We start from the raw sequence: 17,751 nt of genomic DNA, 5'->3' as shown, positions 1-17,751 counted from the left end.
GATAGCCTTGCTTACGGATTCACCACGTTTTGCAGCGGCTTGCCCGTCAGCGCGGCGATCAGATTGTCGGCGGCGCACGACGCCATCGCATGACGCGTCTCGTGCGTGGCCGAACCGATATGCGGCAACGCCACCACGTTCTTCATCTTCAGCAACGGCGAATCGACCGACACCGGCTCGCGTTCGAAGACATCGAGACCGGCAGCGCGAAGATGCCCGGAGGCCAGCGCGTCGACCAGCGCGGCTTCGTCGATCACCTTGCCGCGCGCGGCATTAATGAAGATTGCACCACGCTTCATCTGCGCGAACTCGTTAGCACCGATCAGACGCTCCGTCGCGGGCGACAGCGGCACCAGCGTCACGACGAAATCGGATTGCGCGAGCAGTTCGGGCAACGTGCGATGTGCCGCGCCGTAGGCCTTTTCCGCCGCTTCGTTGCGCGAGCGGTTGCTGTACAACACCTTCATGCCGAAGCCGAGGGCGGCACGACGCGCGACTGCGCCACCGATGCGTCCCATGCCGACGATGCCGAGCGTCTTGCCCTGCACGTCGGTGCCGAAGTGCTCCTCGCCGAGGCTCGCCTTCCAGCCACCGGCCTTCACCAGTTCGGCGAGTTCGACCACGCGACGCGCACTCGACAACACCAGTGCGAAAACGGTATCGGCGGTGGTTTCCGTCAGCACGTCGGGGGTGTTCATCAGCTTGATGCCGCGACGCGTGAGGTCGGGCACATCGAACTGGTCGTAGCCCACCGAGATCGTGGCCCACGCCTTGAGCTTCGAGGCCCCGTCGAGCAGCGCGGGCGTCGCGTTCACGCCGACGCCGATGGCGCCGTCCGCACGGCTGAGCGCCGCCGCGAACTCGGCGCGATTGCCGTCGTTCACGCCGTCGAATTCAGTGAGCGAGAAATGCTCGGCCAATCGTGCACGCACGTCAGGCGGCACGCTCTTGTACAACACAACTTCCGGACGACTCATGCGATTCACTCCTGGGGGTTGCCGCTGCCGGCATCCCCGGCAGCCAGCGAGAGATTCTGCGACGGTTCAGCGTTTCGCGCTGGCCTCGGCGAAGGCACGCTCGAGGAAGTCGAGACGGTCCTGGCCCCAATACGGCTGGCCTTCGAAGACGAACCACGGTGCGCCGTACACGCCTGCGGCGGCCGCGTCGTCGGTGTTGGCGTCGTAGGCGGCCTGCACGCTCGCGCCATGCGACGCGGCGAGCAGCGACTTGCCGTCGAGCGACAGGCTATCGGCGAGGGCTTGCAGCGTGGCGTCATCGGCAATGTTGCGCTCGTCGACCCACAGCGCATTCGAGACTGCGCCGACGAGTTCCAGCGCCTTGTCGGTGCCGTGCGCGAGCTGGGTCGCGATCACGAGTTTGGCCGCCGGATCGCCCGAGACGGGGAAGAACTTCGGTTCGAGGTTCAATGGCAGCCCGAGATACTTCGACCAGCGCGCCAGTTCCACCAGACGATACGCCTGACGTTGCGGCGCGCGCTTGGCGAGCGGGAGACCACCCGAACCGCTGAAGACGCGTCCGAGATCCATCGGCTTGAGCTGGATCTGAACGCCGTAGTGGCGCGCCAGCTCGACAAAACGGGCGTGCCCCATGTAGACATAGGGCGACTGCGTCGCCAGAAAATACTCACAAGTCAGACTCACGGCAAAACTCCTCTTGCTATCGGTAAGGGGCGCCTATGACTGGCGCTGTTGATGCATGACGTGTTCGATGTGTGTTGTTCAGGCGACGCTCGCAAGCGATGTCAGAACGGTTTGACGACTGCGAGAATCACCGCGCCGAGGAGCCCCAGCACCGGAACTTCGTTGAAGTAGCGATACCAGCGATGCGAGTGCGTGTTGCGGCCGGTCTCGAATTTGCGCAGCAGACGGCCGCACGCATGGTGGTAGCCGAGCAGCAGCACCACGATCAGCAGCTTGGCGTGCAACCAGCCACCGTAGCGTCCGATGCCGTAGTACAACCAGAGGATCAGTCCGAAAGCGAGCGCCGGGACGGCGAGAATCGTCATGAAGCGGTAGAGCTTGCGCGCCATGAGCAGCAGACGTTGCGTGGCGGCCGGATCGCTCTCCATCGCGAGGTTGACGAAGATACGCGGCAGATAGAACAGACCGGCAAACCACGAAGCGACGAAAACGATGTGAAGCGCTTTGATCCAGAGCATCGGGGACAAGCGGCCCACGAGCAGGCCGTCGAATATTTTGAACAGCAAGCAATGTACAACAATCCGCCGTCTCGCGACGTTCAACGCCCCGCGCGAACGGCCGCCGGGTCTGCGGCAAATCGACGCGCTGCAGTCCGGCTGTGCCAGAATACGGACCATATTGGCTTTTTTGCCCCACATCGGCGCTGCACGCCGGTCATCGGCCCCCGCATGAGAATTCTTGGTATCGACCCCGGCCTGCGCGTCACCGGCTTCGGCGTGCTCGAAAAGCACGGCAACCGTCTGCAATATGTGACGAGCGGCGTCATCCGTACCGGCGAAGGCACCCTGCCTGCCCGGCTGCGCATCATCTTCGAGAGCGTGGCCGAACTGGTCGACACCTACCGGCCCGATCAGGCCGCCATCGAAAAGGTGTTCGTCAACGTCAACCCGCAATCCACGCTGCTGCTCGGACAGGCGCGCGGGGCGGCGATCACGGCGCTGTCGGTCGGCGGACTCGAAGTCTTCGAATACACCCCGATGCAACTGAAACAGGCGGTCGTCGGCTACGGACGCGCGCGCAAGGAGCAGGTGCAGGAGATGGTCACGCGGCTGCTGACGCTCACCGGCACGCCGGGCAAAGATGCCTCCGACGCACTGGGCGTCGCCATCTGCCACGCGCACAGCGGCGAAACCTACGCGGCGCTGACCGAAGTCGCACCCGCACTCGCCGCCAAGGGCCTGCGCGTGAAACGCGGTCGACTGGTGGGCTAAAGCGTGACCCAAAGGGTGGGCTAAAGGCGGACGTCCGAAGCGCTACAATGCATCCATGATCGAAACCGACAAACTCGCCGCCGAGCGCATCATTGCGCCCACACCGGCCTCGCCCAACGAAGAAGCCTTCGAGCGCGCGCTGCGCCCCAAGCTGCTCGACGAATACGTCGGCCAGCGCAAGGTGCGCGAACAGCTCGAAATCTTCATCGAGGCGGCCCGCAAGCGCTCGGAACCGCTCGACCACGTGCTGCTCTTCGGCCCGCCGGGTCTGGGCAAGACCACGCTCGCCCACATCATCGCCCGCGAAATGGGCGTGCATCTGCGTCAGACGTCGGGACCGGTGCTGGAGCGTCCGGGCGACCTCGCCGCGCTACTGACCAATCTCGAAGCCAACGATGTGCTGTTCATCGACGAAATTCACCGGCTCTCGCCGGTCGTCGAGGAAATTCTGTATCCAGCGCTCGAGGACTACCAGATCGACATCATGATCGGCGAAGGTCCGGCGGCGCGCAGCGTCAAGCTCGACTTGCAGCCGTTCACGCTCGTGGGTGCGACGACCCGCGCCGGCATGCTGACGAACCCGCTGCGCGACCGCTTCGGGATCGTGGCACGTCTGGAGTTCTACACGGCCGACGAACTGGCGGGCATCGTGCGCCGCTCGGCGAGCCTGCTCGGCGCGGTCATCGCTGACGACGGTGCCTTTGAGATCGCGCGTCGCGCACGCGGCACGCCCCGTATCGCCAACCGATTGCTGCGACGCGTACGTGACTACGCCGAAGTGAAAGCCGACGGCCGCATCACCGCCGCCGTGGCCGACGCCGCCCTGTCGATGCTCGACGTCGACGCGGTCGGCTTCGACGTGATGGACCGCAAGCTGCTCGAAGCCGTGCTCCACAAGTTCGACGGTGGCCCGGTCGGTGTCGACAATCTTGCCGCCGCCATTGGCGAGGAGCGCGACACCATCGAAGACGTGATCGAACCGTTCCTGATTCAGCAGGGCTTCCTCCAACGTACGCCGCGCGGACGCGTCGCCACGCTCGCCGCCTACCGTCACTTCGGGCTGGCTGCGCCCGGCAGCGCGCCGGAAAGCGGTTCGCTCTGGTCGCCGGACGCGACGGGCAAATAGCGACGATAGGTCGCAGGTCCGGCAGCCCTGTCTGCCGGACAATCGACGCTCACGCCTCCCGCCTCAAGGCACAACATGGCCTCCCACGACGATCTGCCCACCCCGCCCCCGGCAACGCCTCTGCGCCCTGCCGGACCGGTCGTGGGCGTGTCGGGGCGTTTGCGGCACGCCATCGCCATGCGGCTCGTGAGTCTGACGTCCGGCCCCGGCGCACCGCGTCTGAACTACGACACGCCTGACGGCGACCCGGGCCTGTTCGGGCCGGACGCCGCCTGCTGGCACGTGCATGGCGATTTCACATCGATGATGATTGGCGGCGTGAGCGCGCTGCTACTGCAATCGCTGCATCCGCTGGCGATGGCCGGCGTCTGGGACCACTCGACATTCCGGCAGGATGTGATGGGCCGTCTGCGCCGCACGGCGACGTTCATCGGCGGCACGACTTTCGGCAATACGGCCGACGCCGAAGCGCTGCTTGAGCGCGTGCGACGCATCCATCTTCAGGTCAAAGGCACGGCCCCCGACGGTCGGGCGTACGCCGCCTACGATCCCGATCTTCTGACGTGGGTGCACGTCGCCGAGACGTCGAGCTTCCTGCGCAGCTATCTCGTCTACAAGAACCCCGCGTTCTCGCGTGACGATCAGGATCGCTATTACGCCGAGGTCGCACGCATTGCCATTGCCTTGGGTGCGCGCGATGTGCCGACAAGCGTCGCACAGATCGACGACTATCTCGCGGCGATGCGTCCGGCACTCAGCGCCAGCGACCGCACAGAAGAAGTCGTGCGCGTGTTGCGCAACTTGCCTGCGCCGTTTGCCGGCGCGCGTGTGTTCAGTGGATTGTTGTTTCGCGCCGGTGTCGATCTGCTGCCGAACTGGTCGCAAACGATGCTCGGCTTCGACGAGAAGGCGACGATTCGACGTCTGACCGTGCGCCCTGCCGTGCGTCACATGGCGCAAGTCGCGCGCTGGTCGATGCGCAACAGCGTGGCCCATCGGGCACGTCGACGGGCGCTGGCAACACCCGCAGTGGTGGTGACGGAACCGTCGCTGGAGCGCTAGACGCGCGTTCTGTTACACCACGCGCGGATCGACGCGGTCACCAGCGGCATCAGCGTCGGCAGGCTTGTCGTTGCTCTCGTCACGCACGGCATCGTCCAGATGTGTGACATCGCCCCAGCTCAACACCTTCCAATGCGCGCCGTCATACGACAGACGGTTCACGCTGGCATTGAGCAGCGGGTACGACCGCGGCTCAGTCAGCGCCAGCCCCGTCGCAAGCCGGTAGCAGCAATCGAGCACGCCGCCATGCGCCACGAGCGCAACGCGCTGGCCCGCGTAATCACGCAGCACCTGTGCGATGAAACCGGTGATGCGCGTGTAGAAGCCACGCGTCGATTCGCCGCCGGGGATCACGAAGTCCGGATCGCGGCTCTGCCACCGCACGTAGTCCTGCGGAAAGTCCGCCTGAATCTCATCGGGCACGCGCGTCTCGAAAGCGCCATAGTGACGCTCCCGAAGACTCGCCGTGCGCACCAGCGGCAATCCGCACGCCTGCGCGACAGGTTCCGCCGTCTGCACCGCACGCTGCAAGTCGCTCGTCAGCACATGATCGAAGACACTGCCGCTCGCTGCCGTCTCACGCGCAATACGCGCACCCAGCAACACGGCCTGACGCTCGCCCTCCGCCGACAGCGGAATGTCAGTGTGCCCCTGAATCCGTTTGACGCGGTTCCAGTCGGTCTCGCCGTGGCGAATCAGGGTCAGGGTGGTGGTCGTGCCGTTCATCGATGCAGTTGCGTATTCAGGTTAAGCGGAGTACTGAGCAGGCCATAAAGAAGGCCGTAGAGCGCAGGCTGTAAAGCAGATGGCGAGCCAGCGTAATGCAGCGCTTACTTCGCCTTCGAATTGAGCGTGTAAGTGCCGGTCACGCTGGCGCTGCCCAGGACGTGGGGCTTGATCGCAGCGAGCACGTCGTTGCCGTCGAAACGGCCATCAAGCGGCGCACGCGCGACGTCGAGCGCATACACGGTGAAGTGATAGTGGTGGACGATCGTGTCGTTCCACGGCGGGCACGGGCCGTCATAGCCGTAATAGTCGCCCTTCATGGTCTCGTCGCCCGCGAACCACGCGGTGTAGTCGTTCACCCCGTGACGCATGCCGTCGAGCGCATCGGGGCCGAACTTGCCGCGCGGCGTCACATGATTGCTGTGGCTGGCCGCCGGGATTTCGCTGGTCGACGCGGGCACATCCACGAGCACCCAGTGGAAAAAATCGACACGCGGCAGATCGGCCGGCACTTCACGGCCTTCCTTGTTGACGTCGTCGCCCTGGCTCGGCACATCGCTGTCGGTACAGATCACGACAAACGAGCGCGTACCGGCGGGGACATCGGACCAGGCGAGATGCGGGTTCTTGTTCTGCGAGAGCGCAACGTGCGTCTCCGCGTCCGGTTTGCCAAAGGCGAACTGTGCATCCATCGCCGCATTGTCGGCAAACGAGTCACTCCAGACTTTCATCAGATTCTCCCAAGCTGTGAATTCTTGAATTCGCGAATTCGGAACCCAAGGACGTTATCACACCGATGCGAATCGCGTGCACTCACCCCGGCACTTCCGGAAGATTCCAGATAATTCCGAGCGATTTTCGGGATAACGGGCAGGTGGGATCAGGCGGCGTCCGGCCGCGTCTGCAACCAGAACGTAACAGGACCGTCGTTCACGAGCGAGACACGCATGTGCGCCCCGAACTCGCCGGTTTCCACGATGGGATGGCGAGCACGCGCCTGCGTCACGAAGTGATCGAACAGACGCTTGCCATCTGCCGGGCTGGCCGCCGGCGTGAAGCTCGGGCGTGTGCCGCTGTTCGTGTCGGCCGCGAGCGTGAATTGCGAGACGAGCAGCAAGCCACCCGCCGCACCGTTGCCGTCAGGGCTGCCATCGAGATTCACGATATTCGACAGACTGCGGTTCATCTTGCCCGCCTCGTCCGAGAACACGCGATAGCCGAGCAACTTCGTCAGCAGCTTGTCGGCGCTCGCCTCGGTGTCGCCACGCTCGGCACACACCAAAGCGAGCAGCCCGGGGCCGATCGCGCCGACAGTGCGGCCGTCGACCGTCACCGCCGCTTCGAGCACACGCTGAATGAGCGCGATCATCGTCGCCTACCCCGGATCCCGTACAGAAACGCCGACGCTCAGGCGAGCGTCACGCGTGCGAAGCGGCGCTTGCCGACCTGCACGACGTAAGTGCCTGCATCGATCTTCGCGCCCTTGTCGGACACCACTTCGCCATCGATGCGCACACCGCCCTGCTCGATGTTGCGGTTGGCTTCCGACGTCGACGGCACGAGCGCCGCCTGCTTGAGCAGTTGCGCAATGCCAAGCGGGGCACCATCGAGGGAAACTTCCGGAATATCGTCCGGCACGGCACCCTTGGCACGTGCGTTGAACTCTTCGAGCGCGCGTTCGGCGTCGGCCTGCGAATGGAAGCGCGCCACGATCTCCTGCGCGAGCAGCACCTTCACGTCGCGCGGGTTACGGCCTTCGTCGATATCCTTGCGCAGTTGCGCAATCTCGTCGAGCGTGCGGAACGACAGCAGCTCGTAGTAGCGCCACATGAGCGTGTCGGAGATGCTCATCAGCTTGCCGAACATATCGGCCGGCTTCTCGCTGATACCGATGTAGTTGTTCTTGGACTTCGACATCTTCTCGACGCCGTCCAGCCCTTCGAGCAACGGCATCGTGAGAATGCACTGCGGCTCCTGACCGTATTGCTTCTGCAATTCACGGCCCACGAGCAGGTTGAACTTCTGGTCCGTGCCGCCGAGCTCCAGATCCGACTCCAGCGCCACCGAGTCGTAGCCCTGCATCAGCGGGTAGAGGAATTCGTGGATGGCGATCGGCACGCCGCCCTGGAAGCGTTTCGTGAAGTCCTCGCGCTCCATCATGCGCGCCATCGTGTAGCGCGACGCGAGCTTGATCATGCCATCGGCGCCCAGCTTCATCGACCATTCGCTGTTGTAGCGGATTTCGGTCTTTTCCCGATCGAGCACGAGCGCTGCCTGCTCGAAATACGTCTTCGCGTTCGTTTCGATCTGCTCACGCGTGAGCGGCGGACGCGTGCTGTTGCGGCCCGACGGATCGCCGATCAGCGAGGTGAAATCGCCGATCAGGAAGATGACGGTATGCCCCAGATCCTGCAACTGACGCATCTTGTTGAGCACCACCGTGTGACCGATGTGAATATCGGGCGCGGTCGGATCGAGACCCAGCTTGATGCGCAGCGGCTTGCCGGTGGCTTCGCTGCGCGCGAGCTTCTGCAGGAACTCCTCTTCCACGAGGAGTTCGTCGCAGCCGCGCTTGGCGACAGCCAGCGCAGCGCGCGCAGCATCGGTCACGGGGTACTTCTTTTCCGAGGTGAGTGCGTGTTCACTTGTCATAACATCATTGTCCAGACTGGGTCGGGGGTTTCCCCTTATCGAGTCAGTAAAGGCGGAGGCAGCGGCGGGTCTGCTATAATCGCCGCTCAATTCTCGGCTCGGGCCGAAGCGACGCCGGGTTGCCCCGGAAATTCCGGCAGGCAATCTCGAAGCGTGTCGCTCCGCCCGGGCTTTTTTCGTAAGTTGCGCAGAATTTTACGTGATGTGGCCAAAACTCCGTGATTTTTTTGCGCGTGAACTGCTGACTCTGATCGATCCCACGCAGCCGAAGCACCGTCGCAGAAAGGTGCAAATCGTGGCGACGGTCGGTTCGGCCCTGACGTTGGGAATGGTGACCGCTTTCGGCGTGGCACCGATGGTGCCGGATTCGGCACGCAACGGTGCGAGCGTGACTTTGCCGCTCACCTTCCCCGACCTGGCCAAACAGATCCAGCAGCTCGACGCGCAATCTCAGACCTTTATTCATCAAGTGGCGCTGCGGCGCGGCGAGACCCTCGGCGACATGCTCTCCCGGCTGTCGATTCAGGACCCCGCCGCCGAGAAGTTCATTCGCGAGAATGCCGTCGCCCGTCGACTGATCGGTGTGCCCGCTGGGCAAGTCGTTCAGGCCGAAACCGATGACGACGGCAAGCTCGTCACGCTCTCCACCGTCCTGTCGACCGGCAGCACTGCCGCACAGCAACTGGTGATCGAGCGTAACGACGCCGGCCGTTTGCGCGCGCGCATGGAGCAGTTGGCCAACGACACCGAATGGGCCATGCGCTCCGGTGCCATTGCAGGCAACTTCTTCACCGCGATGGACGATGCGGGCGTGCCCGACGCCGTTGTCGCACAGATGGTGAACATCTTCTCCGGCGTGATCAACTTCCAGCGCGACGTGCGCCGTGGCGACCGTTTCCGCCTCGTGTACGAAGTGATCAAGCAGCAGGACCGCACCGTTCGCACCGGGCGTGTGCTCGCCATCGAGTTCATCAATCAGGGCAAGACGCACCAGGCGATCTGGTACGCCGATCCGCAGGGCAAATCGCCCGACGGCGCGTACTACGGCTTCGACGGTCGCAACCTGAAGCAGGCCTTCCTGCGCACGCCGGTGGAGTTCTCGCGGATTTCGTCGGCATTCGGCGGACGCGAGCATCCGTTCCAGCACAAGTGGAAGAAGCACGAAGGCGTGGATCTGGCCGCACCGGTCGGCACGCGCGTGTTCGCTGCGGGTGATGGTGTCGTGAAGTTCGTCGGCACGCAAAACGGTTACGGCAATCTGGTCGAAATCGACCACGCCGGCAACTATCAGACGCGCTACGCCCATCTGTCCGGTTTCGGTCAGGGGATGAAGCCCGGCACGCGCGTGACGCAAGGTCAGGTCATCGGCTTCGTCGGTCAGACGGGCTGGGCAACCGGCCCGCACCTGCATTACGAACTGCGCCTCAACGGTGTGCCGCGCAATCCGTTCTCGACGGATGTCGCCGCCGTCGCCCCGCTCGCGGGCAACCGGCTGAAGCTGTTCGACATGTACGCCGAGAACTTGCTCAAGCGCATCGACCTGATGCGCACCGTGCAAGTCGCCGAACGCGATTGAGGTATGCTGGAGTCCGCACTGTGCGGGGTGACGTCTGATCCATCGACGCGCCGCGCGCCGTGCGAGACTTCCTTCTCAAGCTCATCGCGCGCGCGCGCCCGCACATGAACGACATCGCTCGTCACCTGGCCGATCCGGCCACTGCCTCCCTCGCTGCCTCCGCCAAGTCTGCTCACTACATCGGCCTGATGTCCGGCACCAGTCTGGATGGCGTAGACGGTGTGCTCGTCTCGACGACTGACGGGCAAGTGCTCGCGGAAGCCTATCTGCCGTTCCCGAACGACCTGCGTGAGACGCTGATGGTGCTGCAAGCGCCCTCGGAGAACGAACTGCATCGCGAAGCGCTCGCGGCGAATGCGCTGGTGCGCGTGTACGCCGAGTGCGTCACGCAGTTGCTCGCCACGGCGGGTTTGCCGGCGTCTGCGGTTTCCGCCATCGGCGCGCATGGGCAGACGATCCGCCATCGCCCCGGCGAATTCGACGGCATCGGCTACACGCGCCAACTCAACGCGCCCGCATTGCTCGCCGAACTGACGAATATCGACGTCGTGGCCGACATTCGCAGCCGCGACGTCGCCGCCGGCGGTCAGGGCGCACCGCTCGTGCCGGCCTACCATCAGGCGATGTTTTCGGATGCTGGCGAGACACGCGTCGTGTGCAATCTCGGGGGCATCAGCAATGTGACGATTCTGCCCGCCGCCGCGCTGGGCCAGCCGGTGTCCGGCTTCGATTGCGGTCCGGGCAATGCGCTGCTCGACGGCTGGGCGGCACGCCATCTCGGCAAGTCCTACGACGACGGTGGCGCATGGGGCGCGACGGGACGCGTGGACGCCGCCCTGCTCACCGCACTGCTCAGCGAGCCGTACTTCCGCCAAACGCCGCCGAAGAGCACCGGACGCGACCTGTTCCACGCTGCATGGCTCGACGCACACCTCGCCGCCTTCCCGAATGTGTCGCCGATCGATGTTCAGGCGACGCTCGTCGCGCTGACCGCACAATGCGTCGCCGATGACGTGCTGCGCTTCGCCCCGGACTGTCGAGGCTTCTATGCCTGCGGCGGCGGCACGCGCAACCACGCGCTGATGCAGGCCATCGCCGATCGCCTGCCGGGTGTGACCGTGGCGACGACCGACGCGCTGGGCGTTCCGCCGCATCAGGTCGAAGCACGTGCATTCGCATGGCTCGCAGAGCGTTGCGTGACACGTCAGCCGGGCAATCTGCCGTCCGTCACGGGTGCGAAGGGCCTGCGCATTCTGGGTGCGATCTACCCGCGCTGAGACCGATCAGTCGGCGTCGAGATATCAGCGACGGCGTAAACGAGAAAAGGGCCCTTCCGGGCCCTTTCTCTTACTACCTCTTACTACGGCAGGACGACTGCTGTCGCGTCGCTCAGACCGAGAACGAGGAACCGCAGCCACACGTCGTGGATGCGTTCGGGTTCTTGATCACGAACTGCGCGCCGTTGATGTCTTCCTTGTAGTCAATCTCGGCGCCGACGAGGTATTGATAGCTCATCGAATCGATCAGCAGCGATACGCCGTTCTTGTCGAGCACGGTGTCGTCTTCGTTAACATCTTCGTCGAAGGTGAAACCATACTGGAAGCCCGAGCAACCGCCACCTTGCACGAAAACGCGCAGTTTCAGGTCCGGGTTGCCTTCTTCGTCGATCAGTTGCTTGACCTTGTCCGCAGCGCTGTCGGTAAAGACCAGGAATGCGGGCATTTCCGTGACGGCGTCCTCAAGCAGTGCGCTCATCGCAAATCTCCATAAATCGGTTTGGTGTCATTCTAGCCCTATTCCCCAAATCGTGCCGAACGCCGGAAAATCAAGCGCTTAGTGACGATAAATACCGTTACGGCAGTACGGGAATATGGGTCAGGCCCATGTTCTCCGGCAGGCCGAACATCAGGTTCATACATTGCACGCCCTGACCGGACGCGCCCTTGACCAGATTGTCCTCGACGACGAGGATCACCAGCGTGTCGCCATCGTTCGGACGGTGCACGGCCATGCGCACATAGTTCGAGGCACGCACCCAGCGCGTTTCCGGCATCGAGCCGGCCGGCAGCACGTCCACGAACGGCTCACCGGCATAATACGTTTCAAACAGCGCCTGGAAGTCGGTGTCGCGCGCTTCGGGCAGGATCGTCGCGTACAGCGTCGAATGGATGCCGCGAATCGTCGGCAACAGATGCGGCACGAACGTGAGACCCACGTCGTAACCGGCAATCGCCTCGAGACCCTGCTTGATTTCCGGGTGGTGACGGTGTCCCTTCACGCCATAGGCCTTGAAGTTGTCAGCCGTTTCCGCGAGGATGAGCGACGTTTCTCCCTTACGACCCGCACCGCTCGCGCCCGACTTGGCGTCTGCGATCAGATGCTTCGGGTCGACCAGCTTGCGCCCACCGGCGAACAGCGGCGCATAGCCCAGTTGGACGGACGTCGGATAGCAGCCCGGCAGGCCGATCACGCGCGCGCTCTTGATCTTGTCGCGGTTGATCTCGGGCAGGCCGTAGACGGCTTCTTCGAGGATGTCCGGGCACGAATGCGGCATGCCGTACCACTTTTCGAACGTGGCGGTGTCCTTCAGGCGGAAGTCTGCGGCCAGATCGATCACGCGCACACCGGCGGCCAGCAACTCGCGCGCCTGCGCCATCGCCACGCCGTGCGGCGTCGCAAAGAACACCACATCGCAATCCGTCAGACGTGCGTCGTCAGGCGTGCAAAATGCCAGGTCGACACGGCCTCGCAGGTTCGGATACATATCGGCGACCGGCGTACCCGCTTCCTTGCGCGAGGTAATCGCCGTCAACTTCACTTCCGGGTGCTGCGCCAGCAAACGGAGCAGCTCCACACCGGTATAGCCGGTGCCGCCTACGATACCTACCTTGACCATGTCCTACCCCTTTCAATCGGAACCGCGATTCTATCAAGCTTCGACGACACTTGTGGGACGGTAACGTCCCTCGCGTCTCACGCGTCGCCAAAAGAAAAAGGCCGCGCGAGGCGGCCTTTTCTTGCATCCACCGAAGTGGATACCCACAAGCACTCGGGCGATTAACGCTTCGAGAATTGCTTGCGACGGCGGGCTTTGTGGAAGCCAACCTTCTTACGTTCGACTTCACGGGCATCGCGCGTCACGAAGCCTGCGGTCGACAGCGTCGGCTTGAGCGTCGCGTCGTAGTCGATCAGTGCGCGGGTGATACCGTGACGAACCGCACCAGCCTGACCCGTTTCACCGCCGCCCGACACGTTGACTTTGATGTCGAACGTTTCGCCGTGGTTGGTCAGCTCGAGCGGCTGACGAACGATCATCAGCGACGTTTCACGAGCAAAGTACTCTTTGATCGGCTTGCCATTGACGATGATATCGCCCTTGCCAGCCTTGATGAACACACGAGCCACTGCGCTCTTGCGACGGCCGGTGCCGTAATTCCAATCGTTTTTGAACATGGCTGGCCCTTAGATCTCGAGCGACTTCGGTTGCTGCGCTTCGTGCGGATGGTTGCCGTCGGCGTAAACCTTCAGCTTCTTGATCATCGCGTAGCCCAGCGGACCCTTCGGCAGCATGCCCTTCACGGCCTTCTCGAGCGCACGGCCCGGGAAGCGCTCTTGCATCTTGCCGAACGTGGTTTCGTAGATACCGCCCGGATAACCGGTGTGACGGTAGTACTTCTTGTCAGTTTGCTTTGCGCCCGTAACTTTCAGCTTGGCAGCATTGACGATGATGATGTAATCACCCGTGTCAACGTGCGGCGTAAATTCAGGTTTGTGCTTGCCGCGCAGACGGCGTGCCACTTCGCTGGCGACACGGCCGAGGACTTTGTCCGTCGCGTCAATCACAAACCATTCGCGCGTCACCTCTGCCGGCTTAGCGGAAAACGTCTTCATGATCGATCCAAATAAAATGCGTTTGCCCCATTAACACCAACTTCCTGCTTGTCTGCCGGCCGCGTCCTGGTGACTCGAGGTCACATGGCGCAGTCCTGTGCTTGCAGGCTCTCCCTGATGCTTTTTCCGTGGGCATTTCCGGAAAAGCCGTTGATTATACAGAAAAATCACCCCACCGGTAAACGACGTTTCCGGCAGCACAAAAAAAACCCGAACCTCAATGGGTCCGGGTTAAATCCACCAAAGGAGGAGGGTGGAGGAGACACTTGCAGCGTTGCTGTGAAGCACAACAACCAATGACTGCAGTGTAGCAAACGGTATGGTGCAACGCAAGAAAATTTATAGTGCGAAATGCAACACCATAATGTGAAATGCACAACAAACGAGCGTCATCACAAAAAATCATTAAAAATCAGTCAGATAAAACCTTTCAGAATCCTTCGCAGCGTCATCCTCTAGAGGGCAAAACCTAAATTCAGGGTTTATCCCCCTCAAAACCCGATCAAAAAAGCGCCAATATTGCGATGCAACAACCTGAGACGCGAATCGCGGTCACTCAGGTTTGAGGCGGCGTCGTACGCAGGTTCTCGGAAGCCGCTACAATTTTTGCTTGAATGGGATATCGGGGTTTCGAAATATGGAATGCAAGGTTAGCTGGATGGGCCCGGGCGGCATGTCCTTCGTCGCACAGACGGGCAGCGGACACATTGTCGCGATGGACGGCGCACCGGAAGGCGGCGGCAACAATCTCGCGCCGCGTCCGATGGAGATGGTGCTGGTCGGCACCGGCGGATGCACGGCGTACGATGTGGTGATGATCCTCAAGAAGAGCCGCGCGGACATCAAGGATTGCAGCGTGACGCTCAAGGCCGAGCGCGCCAGCGAAGACCCCAAGGTCTTCACGAAGATCCACTTCCACTTCACCGTGACGGGCCGCAATCTGAACCCGAGCGCTGTGGAGCGCGCGGTGACGCTCTCGCACGACAAGTACTGCTCGGCGTCGATCATGCTCGCCAAGACGGCTGAACTCACGCACAGCGTTGAGATCGTGGAAGGCTGACAGCGGCAGTCGTTGCCCGCGCGGCATACTTGGCGGTGGCAAGCGCTGAAACACAAAAGGCTCCCGAGGGGAGCCTTTTGCATTGTGTTGGGATGCAGAGCTGGCCGATAAGCCGGATTCTGTGAACGCGACTCGCGCCGCGCCTGACAATCATTCCTCTAGGCGGCGCATCACTACGCCGCTCAAGCTTCCTACCCGCAGGCTCCCGGGGGCCCCGTTGCCGGCACACGCACGAGGCGCATGCCGCTCACCTGCCTATTTGGAATTGCTCCGGGTGGAGGTTACCGTGCCGTGTGCGTTGCCGCACGCCGCGGTGCGCTCTTACCGCACCGTTTCACCCTTACCTGATCCCCTGACTTGCGCCAGAGGCCATCGGCGGTCTGTTCTCTGTTGCCCTGTTCCGCGTCTCGCGACGGATGGCCGTTAGCCATCACCCTGCCCTATGGAGTCCGGACTTTCCTCCCCCTCCCCGAAAGGAGGCGGCGATTGTCTGGCCGACTCTGCGGGCCGAAGTGTATCACGGGGCTCTGCGTTGACGCTGGGGCTTTCCCTGTCTCCCGGCCATGGCGACACGCCAATCCCGCGCGGCTACGAGGCCCGTACGGTCATTCGGACAGCCAGCACACTATCAGTCCGTGCGTGCTCGCTCCCGGCGTCCGGGACGGAAGACGGACACGTCCCGATAAAACGCCGGATCGTCGTTCGCAGGCCACCAGCCCGGGATGCCCAGTACTGGCAGCGGCGAGAAATCACGGGGCGTAAGGGAGGCAGATGCCAGCGTCGGGGCGATCTGCGCGTCGAGCCACCCGCGCCGTTGCGCGTCCGGCCATTCGAAGTAAGTCTGGGGAACGTCGACGATCCACGCGTGCGCGGTGACCGACTTGTAGGGCGTGACCAGCTTTTCCAGCAAGGCATGCCCGAACGGCTGCACTTCGCAAGCACGTCCCCAGTCGGCACGACGCGCCACGAACAACGTCTGCCAGTCGAACGCCCGCAACGCCGCACCGAGCGTGGCATCGCTGCACGCGAAAACAACGGCGTTCTCGTCGAACAGCGTTGCGGCGTCGCGCATCGCGCCTCGGGTGGATTGCACGCCGTCCACCGCAATGGCCGACGCCTGACGCGCGTTGAGCGCCGCCTTGCCGCGCGGAAACGTCAGCCAGATCAGCGCATTGAAGAAGTCGTGGAGATTGCGGCGCGTCGGCACGCCACCGGTGGACGCGATGAACACCTCATAGGCGACACCGGCGGGCAGATCGTCCTGCGCGACGAAGCGAAGCGCCTGCCCCTGCCCGCTGACCAGACCAGCGTTCGCGGCCAGCGACGACAGCGCACCGCCCCAGTCGTCGTCAGCCAGCGCCGCCCGGCCCGGTGCCGCCACGGCGCTAAACCATGGTGCACACCAGTCGATCTCCGGCAGGTCGGATGTCGCGCCCGCCGAATGCAACTGACTCGGCGGACTTAGCGGACTTAGCGGACTCGACGACACACGCTCATGCATCGACATCATCGAAACGAGAGCGAACCGAGGCCCAGCCTCAGCCCTTGAACTTCCAGCCGATGACTTCACCGCCGCGCAGAGGCACAACAGTCTGGTCGCCCATCGGCAGTTCCGCCGGCAGCGTCCAGTCTTCGCGCACAAGCGTGACTTTATCTGCGTTACGCGGCAGTTCGTAGAAGTCCGGGCCGTAGAAGCTGGCGAACGCTTCGAGCTTATCGAGCGCGCCCGCCTTGTCGAATGCCTCGGCGTACAGCTCCACGGCGTGCAGCGCCGTATAGCAACCGGCACAGCCGCAGGCGGCTTCCTTCACGCCACGGGCGTGCGGCGCGCTGTCGGTACCGAGGAAGAAGCGCGGGCTGCCCGACGTAGCGGCCTTTACGAGGGCTTCGCGATGCGTCTCACGCTTGAGCACCGGCAGGCAGTAGTAATGCGGACGAATACCACCGGTAAAGATGGCATTACGGTTGTACAGCAGGTGGTGCGGGGTGATCGTGGCGGCGATCGGACCTTCGGCCGACGCGACGTATTCGGCAGCATCCTGCGTCGTAATGTGCTCGAAAACGACCTTCAACTCCGGATAATCGCGACGCAGCGGCGACATCACCTTGTCGATGAACACCTTTTCACGATCGAAGATGTCGATGTCCGAACTCGTCACTTCACCGTGCACGAGCAACGGCATGCCGACTTCTTGCATCGCTTCGAGCGCGCCGCGGCACTTGGCCAGATCGGTCACGCCGGCGTCCGAGTTCGTCGTGGCACCGGCCGGATACAGCTTCACGCCGTGGACGAAGCCCGACGCCTTCGCGCGACGGATCTCTTCGCCCGGCGTGTTGTCGGTGAGGTACAGCGTCATGAGCGGCTCGAACGTGTTGCCGGCCGGGCGTGCGGCGAGAATGCGCTCGCGGTACGCCGCCGCGTGTTCGGTCGTGGTGACCGGCGGCTTCAGGTTCGGCATGATGATCGCGCGGCCGAACTGGCGAGCGCTGTCGGGCAGCACGCTCTTGAGCACGTCGCCATCGCGTACATGCAGGTGCCAGTCATCGGGACGGGTGATAGTCAGTTCGGTGCTCATGAGCGTTTTCCGGGGGCAGGAGGGACGTCTAGCCCAGTGCGAACGTAGCGGCGAAGTGCGAACGAGTGACGCGTCGACGCGACGGACCGCCTGGGCGGGAATGTACGTGCACAGAGGCCGGTGCTATGCTTCTGTAACCCCATATTGTAA

Annotated in this window: 19 protein-coding genes and 1 other RNA gene; 6 read left to right on the top strand and 14 right to left on the bottom strand. The window is 63.2% G+C overall.

The genetic code is table 11. From position 1 onward, the window contains the following. Positions 1-11: 11 nt before the first annotated feature. The 3 genes from PAQ31011_RS10225 to PAQ31011_RS10215 all read right to left on the bottom strand — a co-directional run bounded on the left by PAQ31011_RS10225 (position 12) and on the right by PAQ31011_RS10215 (position 2,179). Complete coding sequence (locus tag PAQ31011_RS10225) at positions 12-977, bottom strand: NAD(P)-dependent oxidoreductase (protein ID WP_150575670.1); 966 nt, start codon at positions 975-977, stop codon at positions 12-14. A gap of 66 nt (positions 978-1,043) precedes the next feature. After that, positions 1,044-1,661 carry a 2-hydroxychromene-2-carboxylate isomerase gene (locus PAQ31011_RS10220; RefSeq protein ID WP_150575669.1) on the bottom strand — a complete coding sequence of 206 codons (618 nt, stop codon included), beginning with the start codon at positions 1,659-1,661 and terminating at the stop codon, positions 1,044-1,046. A 101-nt stretch (positions 1,662-1,762) separates the two neighbouring features. Further along, a complete protein-coding gene (locus tag PAQ31011_RS10215; protein WP_150575847.1) occupies positions 1,763-2,179 on the bottom strand; it encodes a CopD family protein in 417 nt (138 codons plus the stop codon). 210 nt (positions 2,180-2,389) lie between these two features. Here PAQ31011_RS10215 and ruvC point away from each other — a divergent pair, with 210 nt between their 5' ends. From ruvC to PAQ31011_RS10200, 3 genes are all read left to right on the top strand, one after another. Then, a complete protein-coding gene (gene ruvC, locus PAQ31011_RS10210) occupies positions 2,390-2,932 on the top strand; it encodes a crossover junction endodeoxyribonuclease RuvC (RefSeq protein WP_150575668.1) in 543 nt (180 codons plus the stop codon). Positions 2,933-2,987: 55 nt separating this feature from the next. Further along, positions 2,988-4,058 (top strand): Holliday junction branch migration DNA helicase RuvB, encoded by a 1,071-nt coding sequence (gene ruvB, locus PAQ31011_RS10205; protein WP_150575667.1) that lies wholly within the window; start codon positions 2,988-2,990, stop codon positions 4,056-4,058. A 75-nt stretch (positions 4,059-4,133) separates the two neighbouring features. Further along, the gene (locus PAQ31011_RS10200) at positions 4,134-5,120 is read left to right on the top strand and encodes an oxygenase MpaB family protein (protein ID WP_425495095.1); all 987 of its coding nucleotides are present in this window, start codon (positions 4,134-4,136) and stop codon (positions 5,118-5,120) included. Between the two features lie 12 nt (positions 5,121-5,132). On the opposite strand, the gene PAQ31011_RS10195 is transcribed toward PAQ31011_RS10200, so the two are convergent. From PAQ31011_RS10195 to tyrS, 4 genes are all read right to left on the bottom strand, one after another. After that, on the bottom strand, positions 5,133-5,846 hold the full coding sequence (locus tag PAQ31011_RS10195; RefSeq protein ID WP_150575666.1) for a histidine phosphatase family protein: 714 nt from the start codon (positions 5,844-5,846) through the stop codon (positions 5,133-5,135). 104 nt (positions 5,847-5,950) lie between these two features. After that, on the bottom strand, positions 5,951-6,577 hold the full coding sequence (locus tag PAQ31011_RS10190) for a YbhB/YbcL family Raf kinase inhibitor-like protein (protein ID WP_150575665.1): 627 nt from the start codon (positions 6,575-6,577) through the stop codon (positions 5,951-5,953). A 149-nt stretch (positions 6,578-6,726) separates the two neighbouring features. Beyond that, entirely contained in the window at positions 6,727-7,215 is a 489-nt protein-coding gene (gene dtd, locus PAQ31011_RS10185; protein ID WP_150575664.1) for a D-aminoacyl-tRNA deacylase, read from the bottom strand. Positions 7,216-7,253: 38 nt separating this feature from the next. After that, positions 7,254-8,498 (bottom strand): tyrosine--tRNA ligase, encoded by a 1,245-nt coding sequence (gene tyrS, locus PAQ31011_RS10180; RefSeq protein WP_150575663.1) that lies wholly within the window; start codon positions 8,496-8,498, stop codon positions 7,254-7,256. A 202-nt stretch (positions 8,499-8,700) separates the two neighbouring features. Between tyrS and PAQ31011_RS10175 the strand changes: the two genes are divergently transcribed. Beyond that, positions 8,701-10,074 carry a M23 family metallopeptidase gene (locus PAQ31011_RS10175; RefSeq protein ID WP_150575662.1) on the top strand — a complete coding sequence of 458 codons (1,374 nt, stop codon included), beginning with the start codon at positions 8,701-8,703 and terminating at the stop codon, positions 10,072-10,074. A gap of 104 nt (positions 10,075-10,178) precedes the next feature. Further along, a complete protein-coding gene (locus PAQ31011_RS10170; RefSeq protein WP_150575661.1) occupies positions 10,179-11,351 on the top strand; it encodes an anhydro-N-acetylmuramic acid kinase in 1,173 nt (390 codons plus the stop codon). Positions 11,352-11,463: 112 nt separating this feature from the next. Here PAQ31011_RS10170 and erpA read toward each other — a convergent pair whose 3' ends face one another. The 4 genes from erpA to rplM form a co-directional block, all read right to left on the bottom strand. Next, positions 11,464-11,829 carry an iron-sulfur cluster insertion protein ErpA gene (gene erpA, locus PAQ31011_RS10165; RefSeq protein WP_039396169.1) on the bottom strand — a complete coding sequence of 122 codons (366 nt, stop codon included), beginning with the start codon at positions 11,827-11,829 and terminating at the stop codon, positions 11,464-11,466. Positions 11,830-11,926: 97 nt separating this feature from the next. Beyond that, entirely contained in the window at positions 11,927-12,970 is a 1,044-nt protein-coding gene (argC, locus tag PAQ31011_RS10160; RefSeq protein ID WP_039396165.1) for an N-acetyl-gamma-glutamyl-phosphate reductase, read from the bottom strand. Between the two features lie 161 nt (positions 12,971-13,131). After that, positions 13,132-13,527: a 30S ribosomal protein S9 gene (gene rpsI, locus PAQ31011_RS10155; RefSeq protein ID WP_039396162.1), complete on the bottom strand. Its 396-nt coding sequence runs from the start codon at positions 13,525-13,527 to the stop codon at positions 13,132-13,134. Positions 13,528-13,536: 9 nt separating this feature from the next. Next, positions 13,537-13,965 carry a 50S ribosomal protein L13 gene (rplM, locus tag PAQ31011_RS10150; protein WP_010805091.1) on the bottom strand — a complete coding sequence of 143 codons (429 nt, stop codon included), beginning with the start codon at positions 13,963-13,965 and terminating at the stop codon, positions 13,537-13,539. 637 nt (positions 13,966-14,602) lie between these two features. Here rplM and PAQ31011_RS10145 point away from each other — a divergent pair. Further along, on the top strand, positions 14,603-15,025 hold the full coding sequence (locus PAQ31011_RS10145; protein WP_046290884.1) for an OsmC family protein: 423 nt from the start codon (positions 14,603-14,605) through the stop codon (positions 15,023-15,025). 92 nt (positions 15,026-15,117) lie between these two features. Here PAQ31011_RS10145 and rnpB read toward each other — a convergent pair. The 3 genes from rnpB to pyrC form a co-directional block, all read right to left on the bottom strand. Continuing rightward, positions 15,118-15,527: RNase P RNA component class A (gene rnpB, locus PAQ31011_RS10140), an RNA gene on the bottom strand. Positions 15,528-15,653: 126 nt separating this feature from the next. Further along, positions 15,654-16,526 carry a DUF3025 domain-containing protein gene (locus PAQ31011_RS10135; protein ID WP_150575845.1) on the bottom strand — a complete coding sequence of 291 codons (873 nt, stop codon included), beginning with the start codon at positions 16,524-16,526 and terminating at the stop codon, positions 15,654-15,656. Between the two features lie 37 nt (positions 16,527-16,563). Then, on the bottom strand, positions 16,564-17,601 hold the full coding sequence (gene pyrC, locus PAQ31011_RS10130) for a dihydroorotase (RefSeq protein WP_150575660.1): 1,038 nt from the start codon (positions 17,599-17,601) through the stop codon (positions 16,564-16,566). Between the last annotated feature and the right edge of the window lie 150 nt (positions 17,602-17,751).

The organism is Pandoraea aquatica (assembly GCF_902459565.1).
Classification (GTDB): Bacteria; Pseudomonadota; Gammaproteobacteria; order Burkholderiales; family Burkholderiaceae; genus Pandoraea; species Pandoraea aquatica.
This window is presented reverse-complemented; position numbering and strand designations above follow the sequence as displayed.